The organism is Streptomyces sp. NBC_00154 (assembly GCF_026342835.1).
Taxonomy (GTDB): domain Bacteria; phylum Actinomycetota; class Actinomycetes; order Streptomycetales; family Streptomycetaceae; genus Streptomyces.
Map to the genome: position 1 here is coordinate 523,850 of NZ_JAPEMI010000002.1, position 17,427 is coordinate 541,276.

Sequence of the window (17,427 nt, forward strand, 5' to 3'; positions counted from 1 at the left end):
CCACGTGATCGTCACTCGTGATCTTCATTCACGAGCAGCGGGAGCTGTGGAGCGGAAGCGCATGAATGGGTCCGTCATCCCGCCGGGACACGCGAGCCGGTCGATGTCCCAGCCGGCGCGACCGGCACCCGCCCGGTAGGCGCTTTCGTAGAAGTCGAGCACGGACGCACGCGGATCGGGCCGGGTGCGCGCCGCATCGTACAGAAGCACGGCCAGATGGCTGTCACCGCGAGGGACCCATTGTGCAGCTTCGGGCCTGAGTGGCTCCTCGGCCAGCTGTGCCGGCTCGGGGGCGGTGTAGGAGTAGAAGGCGGGCTCGGCGAAGCTGTCGTCGCCGAACCAGAAGCCGAAGCTGACCACCTCCCGGGAGTATGCCTCCCGGGTCACGGGGTCGATCTGCGGAGGCTGGTCGATCTGACGCTCCGAGAAACGGGTGTGGGCGATGTCGAAGGTGTGCCAGAAATGGTGAACCGGACTGACCTTTCCCGAAAAGCGCGCCGCGAATTCCTCCAGCACCAGTGCCACCTGGCTGAGGACCTGCCAGTAGCGGGTGGCGTGTTCGGGGTCGTACGCGGCGTGCTCGGTGTCCTCGGCGAACGGCCGGTCGGCATCCGGCAGGTCGAACGGCCTCGGGGTGTCGATCTCCACCCGGACACCCAGTGCGTCCAGCGCGGCCATGACGCTCTTGTGGAAGGACGCCACGGACATGCCGGACAGCGGGAAGGAGACCGTCATGCCGTCCAGCCTCGCGACGATCAGCTGATGACCGACGAAGTCGAAGTCGATCGTGAAGATCGGATTGCCGTCGATCTGTCCCATCGGACGGGTGGTGATACCGCGTCCGGTGAGGTGATACGGAACGTTCCACCAGTGGTTGCGCCGGACGCTGGCGGCGAGACGGACCTTCCCGACGACTTGCGCGAAGCGGTGCAGCGTCTCCTTGGTGTCGCGCCACTCGGCAAGCGGGATGGGCGGGAACAACTCCATGGCCCTCACTCCTCTCGTGCTGCCGGGCGGTCCCGACGGAGAGCAGGACCATGCTGTCCATGATGACCACGCCCGGCGCGCACGGCACGTCGCGCGAACCCGCGGTCGGTGCTCGCGTCAAACCTGCGGACGGGAGGGCCTGTGACACGCGTACTCGCCCGGGTCCCGGGACGGCGCGATGATGAAAGAGTTCTCGGTGCAGCAGGACACATCGAAATCCGCGCTGCCCGAATGCCGACGATGGGACAGATGCCATGCCTCTCAAGGGTGAGTACGAGCCGAGCCCCGAGCAGTGGGTCCGCGATCAGGTCGCACTGTTCGAGAGTTCCGGAGGGAAGGAGGGGACCATGATGCGGGGCATGCCGGTCATCATCCTGACCACGCGCGGAGCCAAGAGCGGCAAGATCCGCAAGACACCGCTGATGCGGGTCGAGCACGACGGCGCGTACGCCGTGGTCGCCTCGCTGGGCGGAGCTCCCCGGCATCCGGTCTGGTACCGCAACATCGCCGCGGACCCCCGGGTGGAGCTGCAGGACGGCCCGGTCCGCCAGGACATGAACGCCCGTGAGGTCACCGGCGACGAGAAGCGCGTGTGGTGGGAGCGCGCGGTCGAGGCCTTCCCCGACTACGCCGACTACCAGAAGAAGACGGACCGACAGATTCCTGTCCTCGTCCTGGAACCGGCAGCCGAGAGCCACTGACGACGGCCCGGAGGAGGCGTCGGCCCGGTTGCCCGCAGCGTCTCCTCCGGCGCGCCGCTCGGCGTTGTACGGCAGCGGCTGAGCGGGGGCGTACGAGATGCCACCCGCCTCGTGGCTGTGGCAACGTGGGAAGAGCCCGGTGCGGAGCCCCGTCGTGTCGTGGCGGTACGGGAGGTGCCGATGGATCCCGTCGACGCCCTGCGCCGGATCGCCTTCCTGCTGGAACGCGACCGGGCAGCCACGTACCGCGTACAGGCGTTCCGTACCGCCGCCGGTGCGATCGGAGCGATGAAGGGCGACGAGATCGCGGAACGCGTGACGGCGGGGACGCTGGAGTCGGTCAGTGGCATCGGGCCGAAGACGGCGCAGGTCGTACGGGAAGCGCTGGCGGGGGAAGTCCCGGGCTACCTCCGGCGGCTGGAGGAAGAAACCGCCGCTCCGCTCACCGAAGGCGGCAGCACGCTGCGTGCCGTGTTGCGTGGCGACTGCCATCTGCATTCCGACTGGTCGGACGGTGGAAGCCCGATCGAGGAGATGGGCCGTACGGCCATGGAGCTGGGACACGAGTGGGCGGCCCTCACCGACCACTCCCCCCGGCTGACCGTGGCACACGGTCTGTCGCCGGAACGGCTCCGCCGCCAGTTGGCGGCCGTGGCCGAACTCAATGAGCGCTGGGCGCCGTTCCGGCTGCTCACCGGCATCGAGTGCGACATCCTCCCGGACGGCTCCCTCGACCAGGAGGAGCAACTGCTGGAAGAGCTCGACGTGGTGGTCGTGTCCGTGCACTCCAAACTGCGGATGGACGCGCGGCCCATGACCCGTCGGCTGGTCACCGCTGTCCGCCATCCGCAGGCGAATGTTCTGGGGCACTGCACGGGCCGTCTGATCACCGGCCGGGGGCGCCCGGAGTCACAGTTCGACGCGGACGAAGTGTTCGCCGCGTGTGCCGAGTCCGGCACCGCCCTGGAGATCAACAGCCGGCCCGAACGGCTCGATCCGCCCCGGCGTCTGCTGCGTCGCGCCGTCAATGCCGGAGTGCTGTTCGCCATTGACACCGACGCCCACGCGCCGGGTCAGCTCGACTGGCAGATCTTCGGCTGTGCCCGGGCCGAGGAGTGCGGTGTGCCGGCGGAACGGGTCATCACCTCATGGCCGGTGGACGAACTGCTGGCCTGGACAGGACGGTGAGCCCGGTCCCTCCGGGGCGACCTCGCCGTTCGGGTCCGGCGGGCGGGGCGCCGAGCGAGGTACTCGTCTGAGGTCCGGAGATTGCCGTCGGGGACGGTGGTGACGGCACGAGGGATTCCTCGCCGGCACCGCACTCGGCCTCAGACCTGGCTGCCCCTTGGGCGTCGTGCGAGGAAGACGAACTCCCGGCCCGGACGGTCGGGTGCGTCGCGGACGTCCTCCACCACGTAACCGTGCGAGAGCAGATCCGCTTCGACCTCATGCCGCTCACGGAAGCGCAATGTCGAATCCGAGGTCAGCACCTGCCCGTCAGCGGCGAACACATAGGTCCAGCGGAACGTCACCAGCTGCCCTGTCGCCTCGATCAACTGGACCCAGCTCTCGACCGCGCCCACGCCCGGGATCTCCGTCACGCTGTATGAGGTCTCAGGCTTCCACTCCTCCCAGGCGCGCCTGGCCGGATCCCGTGTCTCGAACACCAGATGTCCGCCGGGGCGCAGTGCGTCGTGGGCCCCGCGCAGGGTCTGCTGCCACGCCTCTGGATCGGTGACGGCCTGGGCAACGTTCGCCGTCATCGTGGCGAGGTCGACCCGCAGCGGCGGGAGGGCTGTCGCGTCACCGCAGATCCAGCGCACCCGCTCGCTGCCCGGCTTGCCCCGGGCCACATCGATGGACGCCCCGGCGGGATCGACACCGACGACCTCGATGCCGCGATCAGCCAGCAGGAGAGCCAACACACCTGTCCCACAGCCAATATCCAGCACTCGACGCGCCCCGAACTCCTCCGTCATCCGTACGTACGCATCGAGATCGCTGCGATCAGGGTCGAGCGGGTCGTAGATCTCGGCGAGCCGTGGATGCCTGAAGCACTCGTCAGCCATGCCGTCGAAGGTATGCGGAGCCAACTCCGAACGGCCACTCAGTTCTGTCGCCGGCCTGTGGCATTGAAGTGGCCATCGTCCAAAACCTGTCGCTCGTGCTCGATGTCGGTGAGGCCACCGTGGCACGCGTCGGTTGCCTCCACCCCTCCGGCCATCGCGCACGGCACAGTGGAGACATGAACGCGGACGTACCTTCACTCAGATGGCGTGGGTGGTGGACGACATCGAGACAGTCGTGCGGAGCTGAAACGGCGCGGCGTGGTGTTCGAAGGGTCGACGTACCCGGGTTTCGAACGCGGGACGGGATCGCCGAGATCGAAGGGAACCACCCCAGCAAGGGTGCACGGGGTGAACGCGGCGCCTGGTTCTGTGACAGCGAGGGGAACCTGCTGGGCATCGGTGAGCCGGTCGTCTGAGGAGAGCACCTGATCGACGCCCGGCGGTTACGCGCCGTCGTCGGCTCCGCTCCTGGGTTCTTGCGACAGCTCGATCGGGGGAATACCGCCGCATCCGAATGCGCGGCGAGCGTGCAGGACCGGTCGGCAGATGAAGCGGTCGAGTGCGGTGCGGCTCCTGGTGGGCCGTTGCACCCCGACGGGCTCCCGGCACGCGATGATGGCCCCGTGACATACGCCCCCTCCTCCCCGCCTCCCTTCCAGGAGCAGAGCACACGTGACCCGGGGACCCGGACACCGCTGCGCGCGTTCCTCGCGACCGAGTCCGGCAGCGCGGCGGTGCTGCTGGCCGCCACGGTGGCGGCGCTGGTGTGGGCGAACGTGGCTCCCGAGGGGTACGCATCCTTCTGGGAGACGCATCTGTCGGTGACCCTGGGATCGTCAGGGGTGTCGCTGGACCTGCGCGAGTGGGTGAACAGCGGCCTGATGACGTTCTTCTTCTTCGTCATCGGGCTGGAGGCGCGCCGGGAGTTCGACATGGGCGAGCTACGGGAGCGGCATAGGGTCATGCTGCCCCTGGCCGCAGGGCTCGCCGGAATGATCGTTCCCGTCGGCATCTACCTCGTGTTCAACGCGGGCGGTGCCTCGGCCCACGGATGGGGTGCGGCCATGTCCACGGACACCGCATTCGCCCTGGGCATGCTGGCGATCCTGGGACGACGGTTCCCCGTCGCGCTGCGCACGTTCATCCTCACGGTGACCGTGGTCGACGACCTGCTGGCCCTGGTGGTCATCGCCCTCGTCTACAGCGAGCGCATCACCGTGCCCGCCCTGCTCGCGGCCGTGGCTCTGTTCGGCGTGATCCTGCTGCTCAGGGCGGCGGGCGTGCGCCACGGATTGACGTACCTGCTGATGGGGGCCGCGACCTGGGTCGCCCTGCTCAAGTCCGGTGTCGATCCGGTGGTCGTGGGCCTGGCCATGGGGCTGCTGACGTATGCCTACCCGGCGGCGCGCAGCGATCTGGAACGCGCGAGCGATCTGTTCATCTCATTCCGGGAGCAGCCCACACCTGAGCTGGAGCGTTCGGCACGCCAGGGGCTGGCATCGGCGGTGTCGCTCAACGAGCGGCTGCAACAGATTTACCACCCGTGGACGAGTTATGTGATCGTGCCGCTCTTCGCCCTCGCCAATGCCGGCATCACCATCGACGCAGGACTGCTGTCGCGGGCGGCAACGTCCCCGGTCACTCTGGGCATCCTGTTCGGCTATCTGGTCGGCAAGCCGGTGGGTATCACCGCTGCGTCCTGGCTGCTTGCCCGGTTGAGCCGCAGTCGGCTGAGACCTCCGGTCGGTTGGGGCGCCCTGGCCGGGGGCGGCACGATCGCCGGGGTCGGATTCACCGTGGCCCTGCTGATCTCCACGCTCGCCTTCGAAGGAGACCGGCTCGAAGAGGCGAAGCTGGGCATCCTGGGCGCGGTGATCTGCTCCTTCCTCGCAACCTGCGCCGTGGCGACGGCGATCAGGCTCCTGTCGCCGCAGCGGCGGGCACGGGCACTCCTCGGCACAGCCGAGAGGGTGATCGATCTCGCGGTCCCGGTCGACCCCGCTCGTGACCACGTCCGGGGCCCGATGAACGCCCCGGTGACACTGGTCGAGTACGCCGATTTCGAATGCCCTTTCTGCGGCCAGGCCGAACCCGTGGTCCGCGACCTGCTCGCCGACTTCGGTGATCTGCGATACGTATGGCGGCATCTGCCGCTCACAGACGTCCATCCCAGCGCGCAACTCGCCGCCGAGGCGGCCGAGGCCGCGGCGGAGCAGGGAGCCTTCTGGCAGATGCACGACCGCCTCCTGGAGCACCAAGGCGCGCTCCGGGCGCCCGATCTGAAGCGCTACGCGGACGAACTGGGCCTGGACGCCGAGCGTTTCCGTCGCAGTCTGCGCACCCACGCGGGGGCCGGCCGGGTCGCCGAGGACAGGGAGTCGGCCGATCTGAGCGGGGTGTCAGGAACGCCCACCTTCTTCATCAACGGCCTGCAGCACCGCGGCGCCTACGACATCGACGCATTGTCCGCCGCAGTGCGGACAGCCCGTGCGCGCGCAGGACTGACGCGGTAGATCCGCCGGACGGCACCGGTGACAGCACGGCGTTCTGCAGCAGCCGGCCCGTTGAGGAAGACTTCACGGCTGTCGGCTCCGCGTTCCCGGCGGGTACGGAGGCGTTCGAAGCCCTGAAGCCGGGCGAAGATCCGCTCGAACACCCGTCTGCCGGGACGATCTGTTGCGATCTGCGCGGCGGGCCGGGGCGGTCTACGGTGAGAGGTGATGCCTCTTAATCGGCTGGGTCTGGTCGTCCACCAAGGCAGGCCCGCCGCCGTCGCGGCGGCGCGGACTGCCCGCCTGTGGTGTGCCGCTCGCGGCATCGCCTGCACCGACATCGACGTGTGGCGGGAGGGGGAACCGCGGCACGGAGGCCAGGAAGAGGCCGAGGCGGCGGGCCATCCTGGGTCGATCATCACGTTCGGTGGTGACGGTACGTTTCTGCGTGGCGCACGGATCGCTGCCAAGGACGGGGCGTCGGTACTGGGCGTGAACGTGGGCCGGGTCGGCTTCCTGACCGAGATCACCACCGACCAGGTGGAGGAGGCTCTGGACGTTCTCCACCGGGATCAGGCGGTGATCGAGGAGCGCATGGTGCTCACGCTGCGCGCGTCGCGCCCGCTTCAGACGCCCGTCGGCCTGGACACGGTGCTGTGCTACGGGCGCGGCCCCGCGCTGCCTGCGCCGACGCTGCGCCCCGCTGGGCCGCAGACGGTCGGCTGGGGTGTCGCCCTGGACGTCACCGCCGTGAACGACGTGGTCCTGGAAAAGCTCGCCCGGGACCGGCAGGCGAGCGTGGCCGTGTACCTGGCCGGGCAGCTGCTCGCCTCCTACTCGGCCGACGCGGTGATCATGGCAACCCCCACCGGCTCGACCGCCTACAACTTTGCCGCGGGAGGGCCGGTACTGGACCCTGCCGCCGACGCCATCGTTTTCACCCCGGTCGCTCCGCACATGGCCTTCGGCCGTACGGTGATAGCCGCCGCCGACGAGGCGGTCGCGGTACGTGTGCTGCCGCATTCCGGCCGGGTGGCCGTGAGCATCGACGGGCAGACGCGCGGAGTGCTGGACCCCGGGGACTGGGTCGCGGTCTACCGGGCACCGTACCGGCTGCGCCTGGCCCGTCTGGCACCGCTGGAGTTCTACCACCGGCTGCGCGAGCGCTTCCAGCTGGCCGACGCCCCGGCGGCCGCCATCGACCAGACCCCGCTTTTCCACCGGCCCGACAGCCCACCGCCCGACGATCTGGCCCACCTGCGCCTGCCCACGCCGCCTGTCGCATGAATGCACAGCCGGTGATCACCCGCCGTCGTGGTCACGGCACGGCACCTGGCGATGGTGCAGCTGAGGAGGCAGAGCCAAGTTCAACTGTGTGGCGATTTAGACTCTTATCAGGGTTATTTTCGGTTTCACGGCGGTGGCGCCGCGGTGGCAGGGAGGCCTGGCATGGTGTTCGAGAATGCCGGATACGGGCAGGGAGCGGGCTCCGGACGCTATCTGCCGATCGCTGAACACGGCCTGATTGGCGACCTTCGTACCGTCGCGCTCGTGGGCACCGACGGCACGATCGACTGGTACTGCTGCCCGCAGTTCGACGCGCCCAGCGTGTTCGGCTCCATCCTGGACGCGGACCGGGGCGGATCGTTCCAGCTGGCCGCCGATGTACCTGCGCGGACCCGGCAGTTCTATTTTCCCGACACCAATGTGCTGATCACGCGATTCTTCGCCGCGGACGGGGTGGGCGAGATCCAGGACTTCATGCCCATCGGTGACGAATCGGGCGAGGCTCACCGGCACCGGCTGATCAGACGCCTGCTGTGCGTCCGGGGCTCGCTTCCGTTCACCGCGCGGGTGGCTCCCCGCTTCGGTTACGGGACCGAGCCGCACACTGCGCGCCTGCAGGGCGACAGTGCGCACTTCGAGTCCGAGAACCTGTCCTTGGCTCTGACGGCCACCGTCCCGCTCGAATGCGACGGCACGGATGCCTGGTCGCACTTCAAGTTGCTGGAAGGTGAGTCCGCGGTCTTCGCCCTCGACCGGGTCGGGGCAGAGGTCGCTCCGCGAGGGTGTGCCAGGCGTGAGGCGGAGGACGAGTTCCAGGCCACGGTCCGCTACTGGCGGCGGTGGTTGAGCGCCTCCCGTTACCACGGACGGTGGCGGGAGATGGTGCACCGCTCCGCGCTGACGCTGAAGCTGCTCGTGTACGCGCCGACCGGCGCGATCGTGGCTGCGCCGACGACGAGCCTGCCCGAAGAGATCGGATGCGAGCGCAACTGGGACTACCGGTACACGTGGGTCAGGGACGCCGCCTTTTGCATCTACGCCATGCTCAGGCTGGGCTTCACATCGGAGGCCGAAGCGTTCATGGGCTTCCTGTCCTCCTGCATCATGTGCGAGGACGAAGCCACCGGGCCGCTGCAGATCATGTACGGCATCGACGGACGCCGCGAGCTGCCCGAGCGCGAACTGTCGCATTTCGAGGGGTACATGGGGTCGTCTCCGGTGCGGGTGGGAAATGGCGCTGCGACCCAGCTCCAGCTGGACATCTACGGAGCGCTCATCGACTCCATCTACCTGTACGACAAGTGGGGGCACCCCATCAGCAGCCACCGCTGGGACGAGGTCGGTGCCGTGGTGGACTGGGTCTGCGACCATTGGGACCAGCCGGACGAAGGCGTCTGGGAGACCCGCGGGGGACGACGGGACTTCCTGTACTCGCGTCTGATGTGCTGGGTGGCGATCGAGCGGGCCATGCGTATGGCGACCCGGCGTGGCCTGCCTGCCGACCTTGTCCGGTGGGGGCGGAGCCGTGACGCGATCTACCGGCAGATCATGAGCCGGGGCTGGTCGGCCGAGGTCGGCGCCTTCGTCCAACAACTGGACGGCGACGTCCTGGATGCCTCGGTGCTGATGATGCCCTTGGTCAAGTTCGTCTCACCTGTCGACCCGAAGTGGCTCGCGACGCTGGACGCTCTGGGTGCGAACCTGGTCACCGACTCGCTTGTCCACCGCTACGACGTGGGAGCCAGCCCGGACGGCCTCCTGGGCACGGAGGGCACTTTTTCGATCTGCTCGTTCTGGTACATCGAAGCCCTCACCCGAGCCGGCCGCCTGGAAGATGCCCGCCTGGCCTTCGAAAAAATGCTCACCTACTCCAACCATCTCGGCCTGTACGCAGAGGAGATCGGACCGACGGGAGAACAACTCGGCAACTTCCCGCAGGCCTTCACCCACCTTTCCCTCATCAGTGCTGCATTCAACCTCGACCGTGCGCTCGGCTGAACCCCGATCAGGCGTGCTCGGCGTCAGGCGGTCATTCGGGAGGCGTGGTGGCGTGCGTGCCGGCTTCCGGCAGGAGCGGAGCCGGGATGTCGGATCCGTGCATCGCCTGCGCGGTCCAGATGCACTTGCCGGCAGCGGTGTAGCGAGTGCCCCACCGCTGGGAGAGCGCGGCGACGAGCTGCAGTCCCCGGCCACCCTCGTCCGTCTCGGCCGCGTGGCGCACCCTGGGCATGGTGAGACTGCCGTCGGAGACCTCGCAGACCAGGTCGGCGTCGAGTAGCAGCCGCAGTCGCAGCGGTCCCCTCCCATGTCGTACGACGTTCCCGACCAGCTCGCTGACGAGCAGCTCCGTGGTCGTCGCCATGTCGTCCAGCCCCCACGTGGCCAGCTGCTCCCGGACGTGCCTGCGGGCCAGTCCCGCTGCCTGGGGCTCCTCCGGGAGTGGCCAGGAGGCCATCCGGTCGGAGCTGAGCGCGTGCACACGGGCGACCAGGAGGGCGGCGTCGTCGCTGGTGTGCTGTCCGGCGGGGAGCAGGCCGGCGATAAGGGTTTCGCAGAGCTGGTCCAGGTCTTCGCTCTCCTCGGTGCGCAGGAGCTGCGCCAGCTCGGTCATGCCCTGGTCGATCTCGCGCTCGGACGATTCGATGAGACCGTCGGTGTACAGCACGAGGAGGCTTCCCGGGGGCAGCGTCAGCTCCATCGTCTCGAACGGCGGCTCAGCCACCCCCAGAGGCGGATCCGGGACCGGATGCGGGAAGTGGACGGTGCCGTCGGGGTGGACCACCGCCGGTGGTGGGTGGCCGGCGCGGGTGATGGAGCACGTCCGGGTGGTGGAGTCGTACAGGGCGTACAGGCACGTGGCGTACGAGTCCTCCCCGAGGCCGCTGACGATGTCGTTGAGGTGGCTCATGATCTCGTCGGGAGGCAGTTCGAGGTCGGCCAGGGTGTGAACGGCCGTGCGCAGCCGTCCCATCATGGCGGCCTCGGAGAGGCCGTGGCCCATGACGTCGCCGATGACGAGCGCGACCCGTCCGGCGGAGAGCGGGATGACGTCGTACCAGTCGCCGCCGACGTCCATACCGTGTCCGGCGGGCAGGTAGCGGGCGGCGGTGGTGCACGACGGCAGGTCGGGCAGTGTCCGGGGGAGCAGCGCGCGCTGCAGCTCCCTGGACCGGGTGTGCTCGGCGTCGTAGAGCCGCGCGCGTTCCAGGGCGTGCGCGACCAGGGCGCTGATGGCGGTCAGCAGGGTGCGCTCTTCGTCGGCCAAGCGGCGCGGCTGGTCGAACACGATCACACAGACACCGAAGGTGTGCCCGGAGGCGGTCAGCGGCAGGAACGCCCAGGACTGCTTGCCGACGTCCCGCGGATGGTCGGCCATAGTGGGATAGCGCGCCGCGTACTCCTGGGCCGAGGAGAGGAACAGCGGCCGCTGGGTGGAGATCGCGTCCCAGACGGGGTCTTTCGCGATTCGCGAACGGCCGTCGACGCTTTCGAGGAATGCGCTGGGGTAGCCGACGGCTCCGACGTTGCGGACCCGGTTTCCCTCGACGGCCTGCACGAGCAGCCCGGTGGCGCGGAACGGCGGCAGCACCCGCTGGGCCACCGCGTCCACCACGTCCCGTGAGGTCGTCGCCGTGGCGAGTGCTGCGGTCAGCTCGGTGATCCGGGAGGCGCGCTCGGCGGAGGCCCTTTCGGCGGCGATCCGCTCGGCCTCGTGCCTGCGCATCTCGGTGACGTCGGTGAAGTACAGCGTGACCCCGTCGGGCACCGGGACGAGCCGCAGGTGGTAGCAGCGTCCTGTATCCGGAATCTGGATGTCGAAGCCTGCGGGCGTGGCCGTGGCGGCGGCCCGGCGGCACCGGGCCTCCATGTCGGCGACCTGCTGCACGGCGGGCAGTTCCCACAGCACGCGGCCGAACAGCTCCTCCTCGGAGGAGCCCAGCATGCTTTCCGCCTCCAGGTTGACGAAGGTGATCCGCCAGTCGTCGTCCGCCGACAGGAAGCCGTCGCTCATATGGCGCAAGGCGTGGCTGAGCGCGTCACGGGCGGACCGGGACTCGTTGCTGTCCCACGCCGTCCCGATCATCCGGTAGGGCTCGCCCGCGTCGTCGAGCACCACCCTTGCGCGCGCCTGGGTCCAGCCGTAACTGCCGTCGGGGCGTCGTACTCGGTATTCGGCCTGGAATACGCCGTGGTTGCGAATGGCCTTCTCGACGGCGGCGAGCGCCCACGGCACGTCGTCTGGGTGGACCACCTTCATCCAGCTCTCGACGTGGGGCGTGAAGTCGGCAGGCTCGGTGCCGTAGATGGCCATGGCCGCATCGTCCCAGGACAGTGCGCCGGTGCGGATGTTCCAGTCCCAGGTACCTACCTGGACGGCCTTGAGCGCCTGCCGCAGGAAGTTGCCGCTCGGCTCCTCCGGGGCAGGGCGAACGGGGGGCGGGGCCTGGATCATCCGCTCCTTCGCCCAGGAGGCCACCGCTGTGAGGAAATCCCAATGCTTCCTCGTGGGCTCTCCCGAGGCGCCTGTCACCACGGTGAGCGCGCCGACCGGGCGCTCCGCGCCGAACACCGGTACGGCCGCCAGGCCTGTACCGGGCCAGTCGGTGGCCGACGCGGGCGGGGCGGTGGCCCAGGGGTCGTGGAGCGCCCACACACCGATGCCCTGGCGCACGGCGCGGGCCGGGGCCGCGGTGTCCTCCTGGTCGATGATCTCCCACGGCCGGACGAGGGCCGGGGGCAGTCCAGCCACTGACACCAGACGCAGCGCCGACATGGGACCACGCAGGTGCACCGTCCCGCCCAGGCCGTCCAGCTCGGCGACGGCGTGCTGAAGCGCGAGCCGCAGCACCTCGCCCTCCGTGACGCCCTGTTCCACACTGTCAAGCAGGGCCAACCGAGCATTCATGGATCAACTGTATATTTCGGGCGCGAAGTCGGTACGAAATCGCGCTACGCAGCGGCTGCCCGCCGACCAGGTGATCGGTAACTCAAGGGACGTCCGTCACCGCGCCCGCGCCGTCGACCGCCACGCTCGTGGAGGTCGGACGCGTGGACCTGACGCCGCGGCCTTGTGGCTCCGACTCCGGTCGGAGCCGGAGCCACCTCCACTTCAGCTTTCGTCATCCTCCGCTCGGCGCTCGCCCTCGGCCTGGGAGGGCTGGGTGCGCGTCGTGGCGGGATGCCGTTCCTCGGCCGGATTCAAATCCTCTTCCAACCTCTCGCCCTCGGCCTGCGACGGAGTGGGGTACTCGTCGGTAGGGCGCATGGCTGCCTCCACAGTCGGAATGAATGCATACAAAATGAGCGTAACGCCACGAGCGATCGACTGCTGCTGCATGTATCGCTTGTGCGAAGAGGATCTCGGTGAGTCCGCGCATCATCTGCCGGCGGAGTGGAGAAGCAGTCAGGATGTGTTCAGGTTCGCCGTGCCAGCCTCACCGGTCATGACGAATGAAACAGCTGCGTATCCGGCACACGCCGGGGCGCGGCAGATGTTGAACAAGGTCCCCGAAGTCACGGTGTACTTCTGGGTGATCAAAGTGCTGTGCACGACGGTGGGCGAGACCGCGGCAGATCTCCTCAGCGAAAACCTCGGTCTGGGTCTGACGAACACCTCGCTGTTCATGGCCGTGCTGCTGATCGGAACGCTGTGGTTCCAGTTCCGGGCCAAGAAGTACGTGCCCGGGCTCTACTGGCTTGCCGTAGTGCTGATCAGCGTGGTCGGCACGCTCGTGAGCGACAACCTCACGGACAACTTCGGGGTGGCGCTGGAGACGACGACAGTCGTCTTCGCCGTATTGCTCGTCGCGGTGTTCGCCGCCTGGTACGGGAGCGAGCGGACGCTCTCCATCCACTCCATTCACACGGTCCGCCGCGAGGCGTTCTACTGGGCGGCGATCCTCTTCACGTTCGCTCTCGGCACCTCGGCGGGCGACCTCACGGCCGAGCGGATGGACCTGGGCTACTGGGTGTCCGCGGTGGTGTTCGCGGTGCTCATCGCCGCCGTGGCCGCAGCCCACTACGGGTTCGGCCTCGCCGCCGTTCCGGCGTTCTGGATCGCGTACATCCTCACCCGCCCACTGGGCGCCTCGCTCGGCGACTATCTCTCCCAGGCACGCGGTGACGGCGGCCTCGGCCTCGGTACGGTCGGCACCAGCGCGATCTTCCTCGTCCTGATCCTGGCCCTGGTCAGCTATCTGACGGTGACCCGGCGGGACGCGGCCGACACTTCTGTCAGCCTGCCGGAAGGCTGACCACGAACCGCGCGCCGGTGGCGGCCGGGTCCCACTCGATGTCGCCGCCGGACGCGCGGGCGAGCCGCCGGGCCAGCGCCAGACCGAGACCGGCCCCGTCATGACCGTCGTCCGGATCCGCCCGGCGGCCCGGCTCGAAGACGGCCGGGCCGGTCTCTGCGGGCACACCCGGGCCGTCGTCGCTCACGGCGAGCTCCACACCGGCCGGGGTCGGCGCGAACGTCAGGGTGACGCCCGTGGCGGCATAGCGGCGGGCGTTGTCGAGCAGCGGCGTGAGCATGCGTTCCACGAGCGCGGGGGAGACACCTGCGGTGACGCCTGCGCCGCCCCGTACGGACAGCGGCGGGGCGTCAGGGTGCTGACGCGCGTACTGCTCGGCCAGATGATCGGCCATTGCGGGCAGTCGGCAGCGACCGGGGGGCTGCCCGGTGCGGGCGCGGGCCTCGGAGAGCAGGGTGTCGCAGATGTGCCGCATCGTGCCGGCGGCGGCAGTGATCGCCTGGTGGGAGGCGTGCTGTCCGGCCGCGTCCCGTGGCCGGGCGGTGAGCCAGTCGGTCTCGGCGACGATGCGGGCCAGCGGGGTGCGCAGCTCGTGCGAGAGCTCGGCGGTCTGGAGTTGTTCGTGGCGCAGTACGGCGGCCAGCCGGTCCAGGAGTTCGTCGAGGTTGGTGGCGAGCGAGGCGAGCTCGTCCGGGCGGCGGCCGGTGCCGAAGCGTTCGGCGGCGCCGAGTTCGCTCCAGCGGGCCGCCCGGGTGCTCATCTCGGCGACCGGGCGCAGGGCCCGGCCGACGACGGTACGGGTGAGCAGGTACACCCCGACCAGGAGCAGCAGCCCGAGGACCGCCGAACCGGCGAGGGCGGCGCGGGCGGTGCTGCGGTACGGGTCGAGGGAGACGGCTACGACAACGGTGCCCGTCTGGCGGTTGCCGACGCGCACCGGCAGGGCGTAGAGCCGGGAGGCGTTCCTCCCGCCGGACTCCTGGTATGCGCTGCCCCGGCCGGTGAGCCGGTCGGCCTGCCGCTGGAGGGCGGGGGGCGCGCTCGGCCTTTCGATGGCCGTGCTTCCGCGGTAGATCCACGTGCCGACATCCAGGGCGCGGTCGTCTGGCGGTTCGTGGACGACGATCCCGCCGTCCGGACGTGCCTCGACGGTGGCGGCCACCGCCGCGGCTCGGGTCTGCAGCACGTCGGCGGCCTGGCTGCTCAGCCGTCCGGCGAGGACGATGTCGAACCCGATGGTGAGCGCGGCGACCCAGGCCGTGGCGGAGGCCAGGGCGAGCAGGGCGAGGCGGCCCCGCAGAGTGTGGGGCAGCGCGGTGCGGAGCCGTCCGATGGCGCGGAGCCGCCTCATATCAGGCGGTACCCGACGCCGCGCACCGTACTGATCGCCTGTGGGCTGTCCGCCTCGCGCAGCTTCCGGCGCAGCCGGGTCAGGTACTGGTCGAGCGTGTTGTCGCTGACCTGAGCCCCGTCCGGCCAGGCCGCGCGCAGGAGTTCCCGTCTGCGTACGGTGGTACCGGGCGCCGCCATCAGCGCGGCCAACAGGCGGAACTCGGTGGGGGTGAGTGCCACCGGCTTGCCGTGCACCTCCAGGAGGTGGCGTACGGGGTCGAGCCGGAGCTCTGCCAGCTCGACCACGGGGTCCGGCCCGGCGCGGCGCAGCGCCGCGCGGATCCGGGCGGCGAGTTCGGCAAGGTGGAAGGGTTTCGCGAGGTAGTCGTCGCCGCCCGCGGAGAAGCCCGAGAGCCGGTCGGTGAGCGTGTCGTGCGCGGTGAGGAAGACCACCGGGGCCTGCAGCCCCGTCGAACGCATGGCCTGGCACACGTCCCGGCCGTCCGAGTCGGGCAGTCCGATGTCGAGGACGACGGCATCCACCCGGTCGTCGAGGGCGCGCAGGGCGCCGGCCCCACTGGCGGCGGTCACGACGGCGAAGTTCTCCTCGCGCAGTCCGCGGGCGAGCACGTCGCGCAGCCCGTGGTCGTCCTCGACGACCAGGACGCGGCGTTGCACAAGGTCGGTCACGGCAGTCGAGTCCTTCTGTCGGGGCCCGCGGCCCGGCGGCATGACTTTCGTCTACAGAACTGTAGACGAACCTGTGGCCTGGCGCTCCGTGGCGGGGCGGCGGCGCAGATCGCGTTCCCGACACTCCTGTGGCGCAGCGAGGACGGGGGCGGGGGAGCGCAGGACCCATAGTTGAGACGACGTTCGGCCGTGGCGGCCACGAGACGGAACGGGAGAGCATGTGACCACACCACGGATCGACTACCAGGCGCTGTTCGCCGCCACACCCAGCCCCTACCTGGTGCTCGGTCCCGACCTGGTGATCATCGACGTCAACCGGGCGTATCTGACAGCGACCGGCCGCACCCGGGAGGATCTGGTCGGGCAGTACATCTTCGACGCCTTCCCCGACAACCCTGCAGATCCGGGCGCCGACGGGGTGCAGAACCTGGGCGCCTCCCTGCGCCGGGCCCTGCGCTCCAAGGAGCCGGACACGATGGCGGTGCAGAAGTACGACATCCCGGTTGCGGACAGGCCCGGCGTGTTCGAGGAGCGGTGGTGGTCCCCGATCAACACCCCCGTGCTCGGGCCGGACGGACAGGTGGCGTGGATCATCCATCGGGTGGAGGACGTGACCGCGTTCGTGCTGTCCCATCCCTCCCGCCCGCGAGGAGATGGGGCGCTCAGCAAATGGGAGGTGATGGAATCCGAACTGTACGCACGGGCGCGTGAGCTCCAGGGGCTGAACGAGGAACTGCGCCAAGCACACGCCCGTGAACGCCAGGTCGCCGTCACCTTGCAGGAGGCCATGCTCTACTCGCCCGACCTGGCCCGGCATCGGGATGTCGCGGTGCGTTACCTGCCCGCCGCCGGATCTCTGAACGTGTGCGGCGACTGGTACGACCTGGTCGACCTGCCCGACGACGGCTGCGCCGTAGCCGTCGGTGACGTTGTCGGCCACGGCCTGGAGGCCGCCGCCGTCATGGGAATGCTTCGCAGCGCGCTGTCCGCCGCCGTCCGAGCCCGCCAGGGACCCGCCAAGGCACTGGAGGTTCTGGGCCTGTACTCGCGCTCGGTCGAAGGTGCGCTGGCCACCACCGCGGTCCAAGTCGCCATCGCCCCGCGCAGCCACCGCATCACCTACAGCAGCGCCGGCCACCTCCCGCCGGTCCTGGTCCACCACGACGGCACCTTCGATCTGCTCGACCAGGCCACCGACCCGCCGCTGGGAGCCCGCCCCAAACACGTCCCCCGCCCCCAGGCAGAGCTGTCCTACACGCCCGGCGACACCCTCGTGCTCTACACCGACGGCCTCGTCGAACGCCGCGGCGAGGACATCGACGCCGGTCTGCACCGCCTCACCGACGCACTCGCCCGCTTCGCCCGCCTCAGCCCCCAACGCCTCGCCGACGCCGTGCTCGCCCGCCTCGGCGTCAGCGCTGGCGCCCGCGATGACATCGCCCTGGTCGTTCTCCGCCTGTAGTCCCCGGATCGGTTTTCACTGGAAAGCATCACTGCCGGAGCGGCTGGGTCGCGCTCCGACTCGCTCCCTGAGAGCGTGGGAGCACGATGCGACACGGTGCGGACGCGTTCACCGGCGGAGGACATTGCCGAGCGGACACTTGAGCCGACACCG

The 17,427-nt window shown here is 69.5% G+C and carries 13 protein-coding genes and 1 pseudogene; 8 read left to right on the plus strand and 6 right to left on the minus strand.

The window, feature by feature from the left end; translation table 11 throughout:
* Positions 1–24 precede the first annotated feature (24 nt).
* Positions 25–987, minus strand: a complete 963-nt coding sequence (locus OHA03_RS38770) for a DUF5996 family protein (protein WP_267008687.1) — start codon at positions 985–987, stop codon at positions 25–27.
* Positions 988–1,241: 254 nt separating this feature from the next.
* Between OHA03_RS38770 and OHA03_RS38775 the strand changes: the two genes are divergently transcribed.
* Positions 1,242–1,688: a nitroreductase family deazaflavin-dependent oxidoreductase gene (locus tag OHA03_RS38775; protein WP_267008688.1), complete on the plus strand. Its 447-nt coding sequence runs from the start codon at positions 1,242–1,244 to the stop codon at positions 1,686–1,688.
* 180 nt (positions 1,689–1,868) lie between these two features.
* On the plus strand, positions 1,869–2,876 hold the full coding sequence (locus OHA03_RS38780) for a PHP domain-containing protein (RefSeq protein ID WP_267009622.1): 1,008 nt from the start codon (positions 1,869–1,871) through the stop codon (positions 2,874–2,876).
* A 140-nt stretch (positions 2,877–3,016) separates the two neighbouring features.
* On the opposite strand, the gene OHA03_RS38785 is transcribed toward OHA03_RS38780, so the two are convergent.
* Entirely contained in the window at positions 3,017–3,757 is a 741-nt protein-coding gene (locus OHA03_RS38785; protein ID WP_267008689.1) for a bifunctional 2-polyprenyl-6-hydroxyphenol methylase/3-demethylubiquinol 3-O-methyltransferase UbiG, read from the minus strand.
* Positions 3,758–3,947: 190 nt separating this feature from the next.
* On the opposite strand from OHA03_RS38785, the pseudogene OHA03_RS38790 reads away from it, so the two are divergent.
* The 4 genes and pseudogenes from OHA03_RS38790 to OHA03_RS38805 all read left to right on the plus strand — a co-directional run.
* Positions 3,948–4,173, plus strand: a pseudogene (locus OHA03_RS38790) (VOC family protein); the annotation flags it as partial.
* 207 nt (positions 4,174–4,380) lie between these two features.
* Complete coding sequence (gene nhaA / locus OHA03_RS38795) at positions 4,381–6,270, plus strand: Na+/H+ antiporter NhaA (protein WP_267008690.1); 1,890 nt, start codon at positions 4,381–4,383, stop codon at positions 6,268–6,270.
* A gap of 207 nt (positions 6,271–6,477) precedes the next feature.
* A complete protein-coding gene (locus OHA03_RS38800) occupies positions 6,478–7,536 on the plus strand; it encodes an NAD(+)/NADH kinase (protein ID WP_267008691.1) in 1,059 nt (352 codons plus the stop codon).
* Between the two features lie 162 nt (positions 7,537–7,698).
* Positions 7,699–9,534: a glycoside hydrolase family 15 protein gene (locus OHA03_RS38805; protein ID WP_267009623.1), complete on the plus strand. Its 1,836-nt coding sequence runs from the start codon at positions 7,699–7,701 to the stop codon at positions 9,532–9,534.
* A gap of 31 nt (positions 9,535–9,565) precedes the next feature.
* Here OHA03_RS38805 and OHA03_RS38810 read toward each other — a convergent pair whose 3' ends face one another.
* Both OHA03_RS38810 and OHA03_RS38815 read right to left on the minus strand, forming a co-directional pair.
* Positions 9,566–12,442 carry a SpoIIE family protein phosphatase gene (locus OHA03_RS38810; protein WP_267008692.1) on the minus strand — a complete coding sequence of 959 codons (2,877 nt, stop codon included), beginning with the start codon at positions 12,440–12,442 and terminating at the stop codon, positions 9,566–9,568.
* 204 nt (positions 12,443–12,646) lie between these two features.
* On the minus strand, positions 12,647–12,874 hold the full coding sequence (locus tag OHA03_RS38815) for a hypothetical protein (protein WP_267009698.1): 228 nt from the start codon (positions 12,872–12,874) through the stop codon (positions 12,647–12,649).
* 106 nt (positions 12,875–12,980) lie between these two features.
* Between OHA03_RS38815 and OHA03_RS38820 the strand changes: the two genes are divergently transcribed.
* Positions 12,981–13,790, plus strand: coding sequence for a hypothetical protein (locus OHA03_RS38820; RefSeq protein ID WP_267008693.1), 810 nt, complete (start codon positions 12,981–12,983; stop codon positions 13,788–13,790).
* Here OHA03_RS38820 and OHA03_RS38825 read toward each other — a convergent pair.
* Together OHA03_RS38825 and OHA03_RS38830 are read right to left on the minus strand one after the other, a co-directional pair.
* Positions 13,771–15,141: a HAMP domain-containing sensor histidine kinase gene (locus tag OHA03_RS38825; protein ID WP_267008694.1), complete on the minus strand. Its 1,371-nt coding sequence runs from the start codon at positions 15,139–15,141 to the stop codon at positions 13,771–13,773. The genes OHA03_RS38820 and OHA03_RS38825 overlap by 20 nt on opposite strands.
* On the minus strand, positions 15,138–15,800 hold the full coding sequence (locus OHA03_RS38830) for a response regulator transcription factor (protein WP_267009624.1): 663 nt from the start codon (positions 15,798–15,800) through the stop codon (positions 15,138–15,140). Before OHA03_RS38830 ends, OHA03_RS38825 begins: the two co-directional genes overlap by 4 nt.
* Positions 15,801–16,032: 232 nt before the next feature.
* Between OHA03_RS38830 and OHA03_RS38835 the strand changes: the two genes are divergently transcribed.
* On the plus strand, positions 16,033–17,274 hold the full coding sequence (locus OHA03_RS38835; RefSeq protein ID WP_267008695.1) for a PP2C family protein-serine/threonine phosphatase: 1,242 nt from the start codon (positions 16,033–16,035) through the stop codon (positions 17,272–17,274).
* Positions 17,275–17,427: the final 153 nt, after the last annotated feature.

Bases quoted from the DNA above. Each gene is read 5' to 3' on its own strand.
- OHA03_RS38805 (WP_267009623.1), top strand. From the start codon at position 7,699: ATGGTGTTCGAGAATGCCGGATACGGGCAGGGAGCGGGCTCCGGACGC.
- OHA03_RS38775 (WP_267008688.1), top strand. From the start codon at position 1,242: ATGCCTCTCAAGGGTGAGTACGAGCCGAGCCCCGAGCAGTGGGTCCGC.
- OHA03_RS38825 (WP_267008694.1), bottom strand. From the start codon at position 15,141: ATGAGGCGGCTCCGCGCCATCGGACGGCTCCGCACCGCGCTGCCCCAC.
- OHA03_RS38800 (WP_267008691.1), top strand. From the start codon at position 6,478: ATGCCTCTTAATCGGCTGGGTCTGGTCGTCCACCAAGGCAGGCCCGCC.
- OHA03_RS38810 (WP_267008692.1), bottom strand. From the start codon at position 12,442: ATGAATGCTCGGTTGGCCCTGCTTGACAGTGTGGAACAGGGCGTCACG.
- OHA03_RS38770 (WP_267008687.1), bottom strand. From the start codon at position 987: ATGGAGTTGTTCCCGCCCATCCCGCTTGCCGAGTGGCGCGACACCAAG.
- OHA03_RS38785 (WP_267008689.1), bottom strand. From the start codon at position 3,757: ATGGCTGACGAGTGCTTCAGGCATCCACGGCTCGCCGAGATCTACGAC.
- OHA03_RS38820 (WP_267008693.1), top strand. From the start codon at position 12,981: ATGACGAATGAAACAGCTGCGTATCCGGCACACGCCGGGGCGCGGCAG.
- OHA03_RS38815 (WP_267009698.1), bottom strand. From the start codon at position 12,874: ATGCAGCAGCAGTCGATCGCTCGTGGCGTTACGCTCATTTTGTATGCA.
- OHA03_RS38780 (WP_267009622.1), top strand. From the start codon at position 1,869: ATGGATCCCGTCGACGCCCTGCGCCGGATCGCCTTCCTGCTGGAACGC.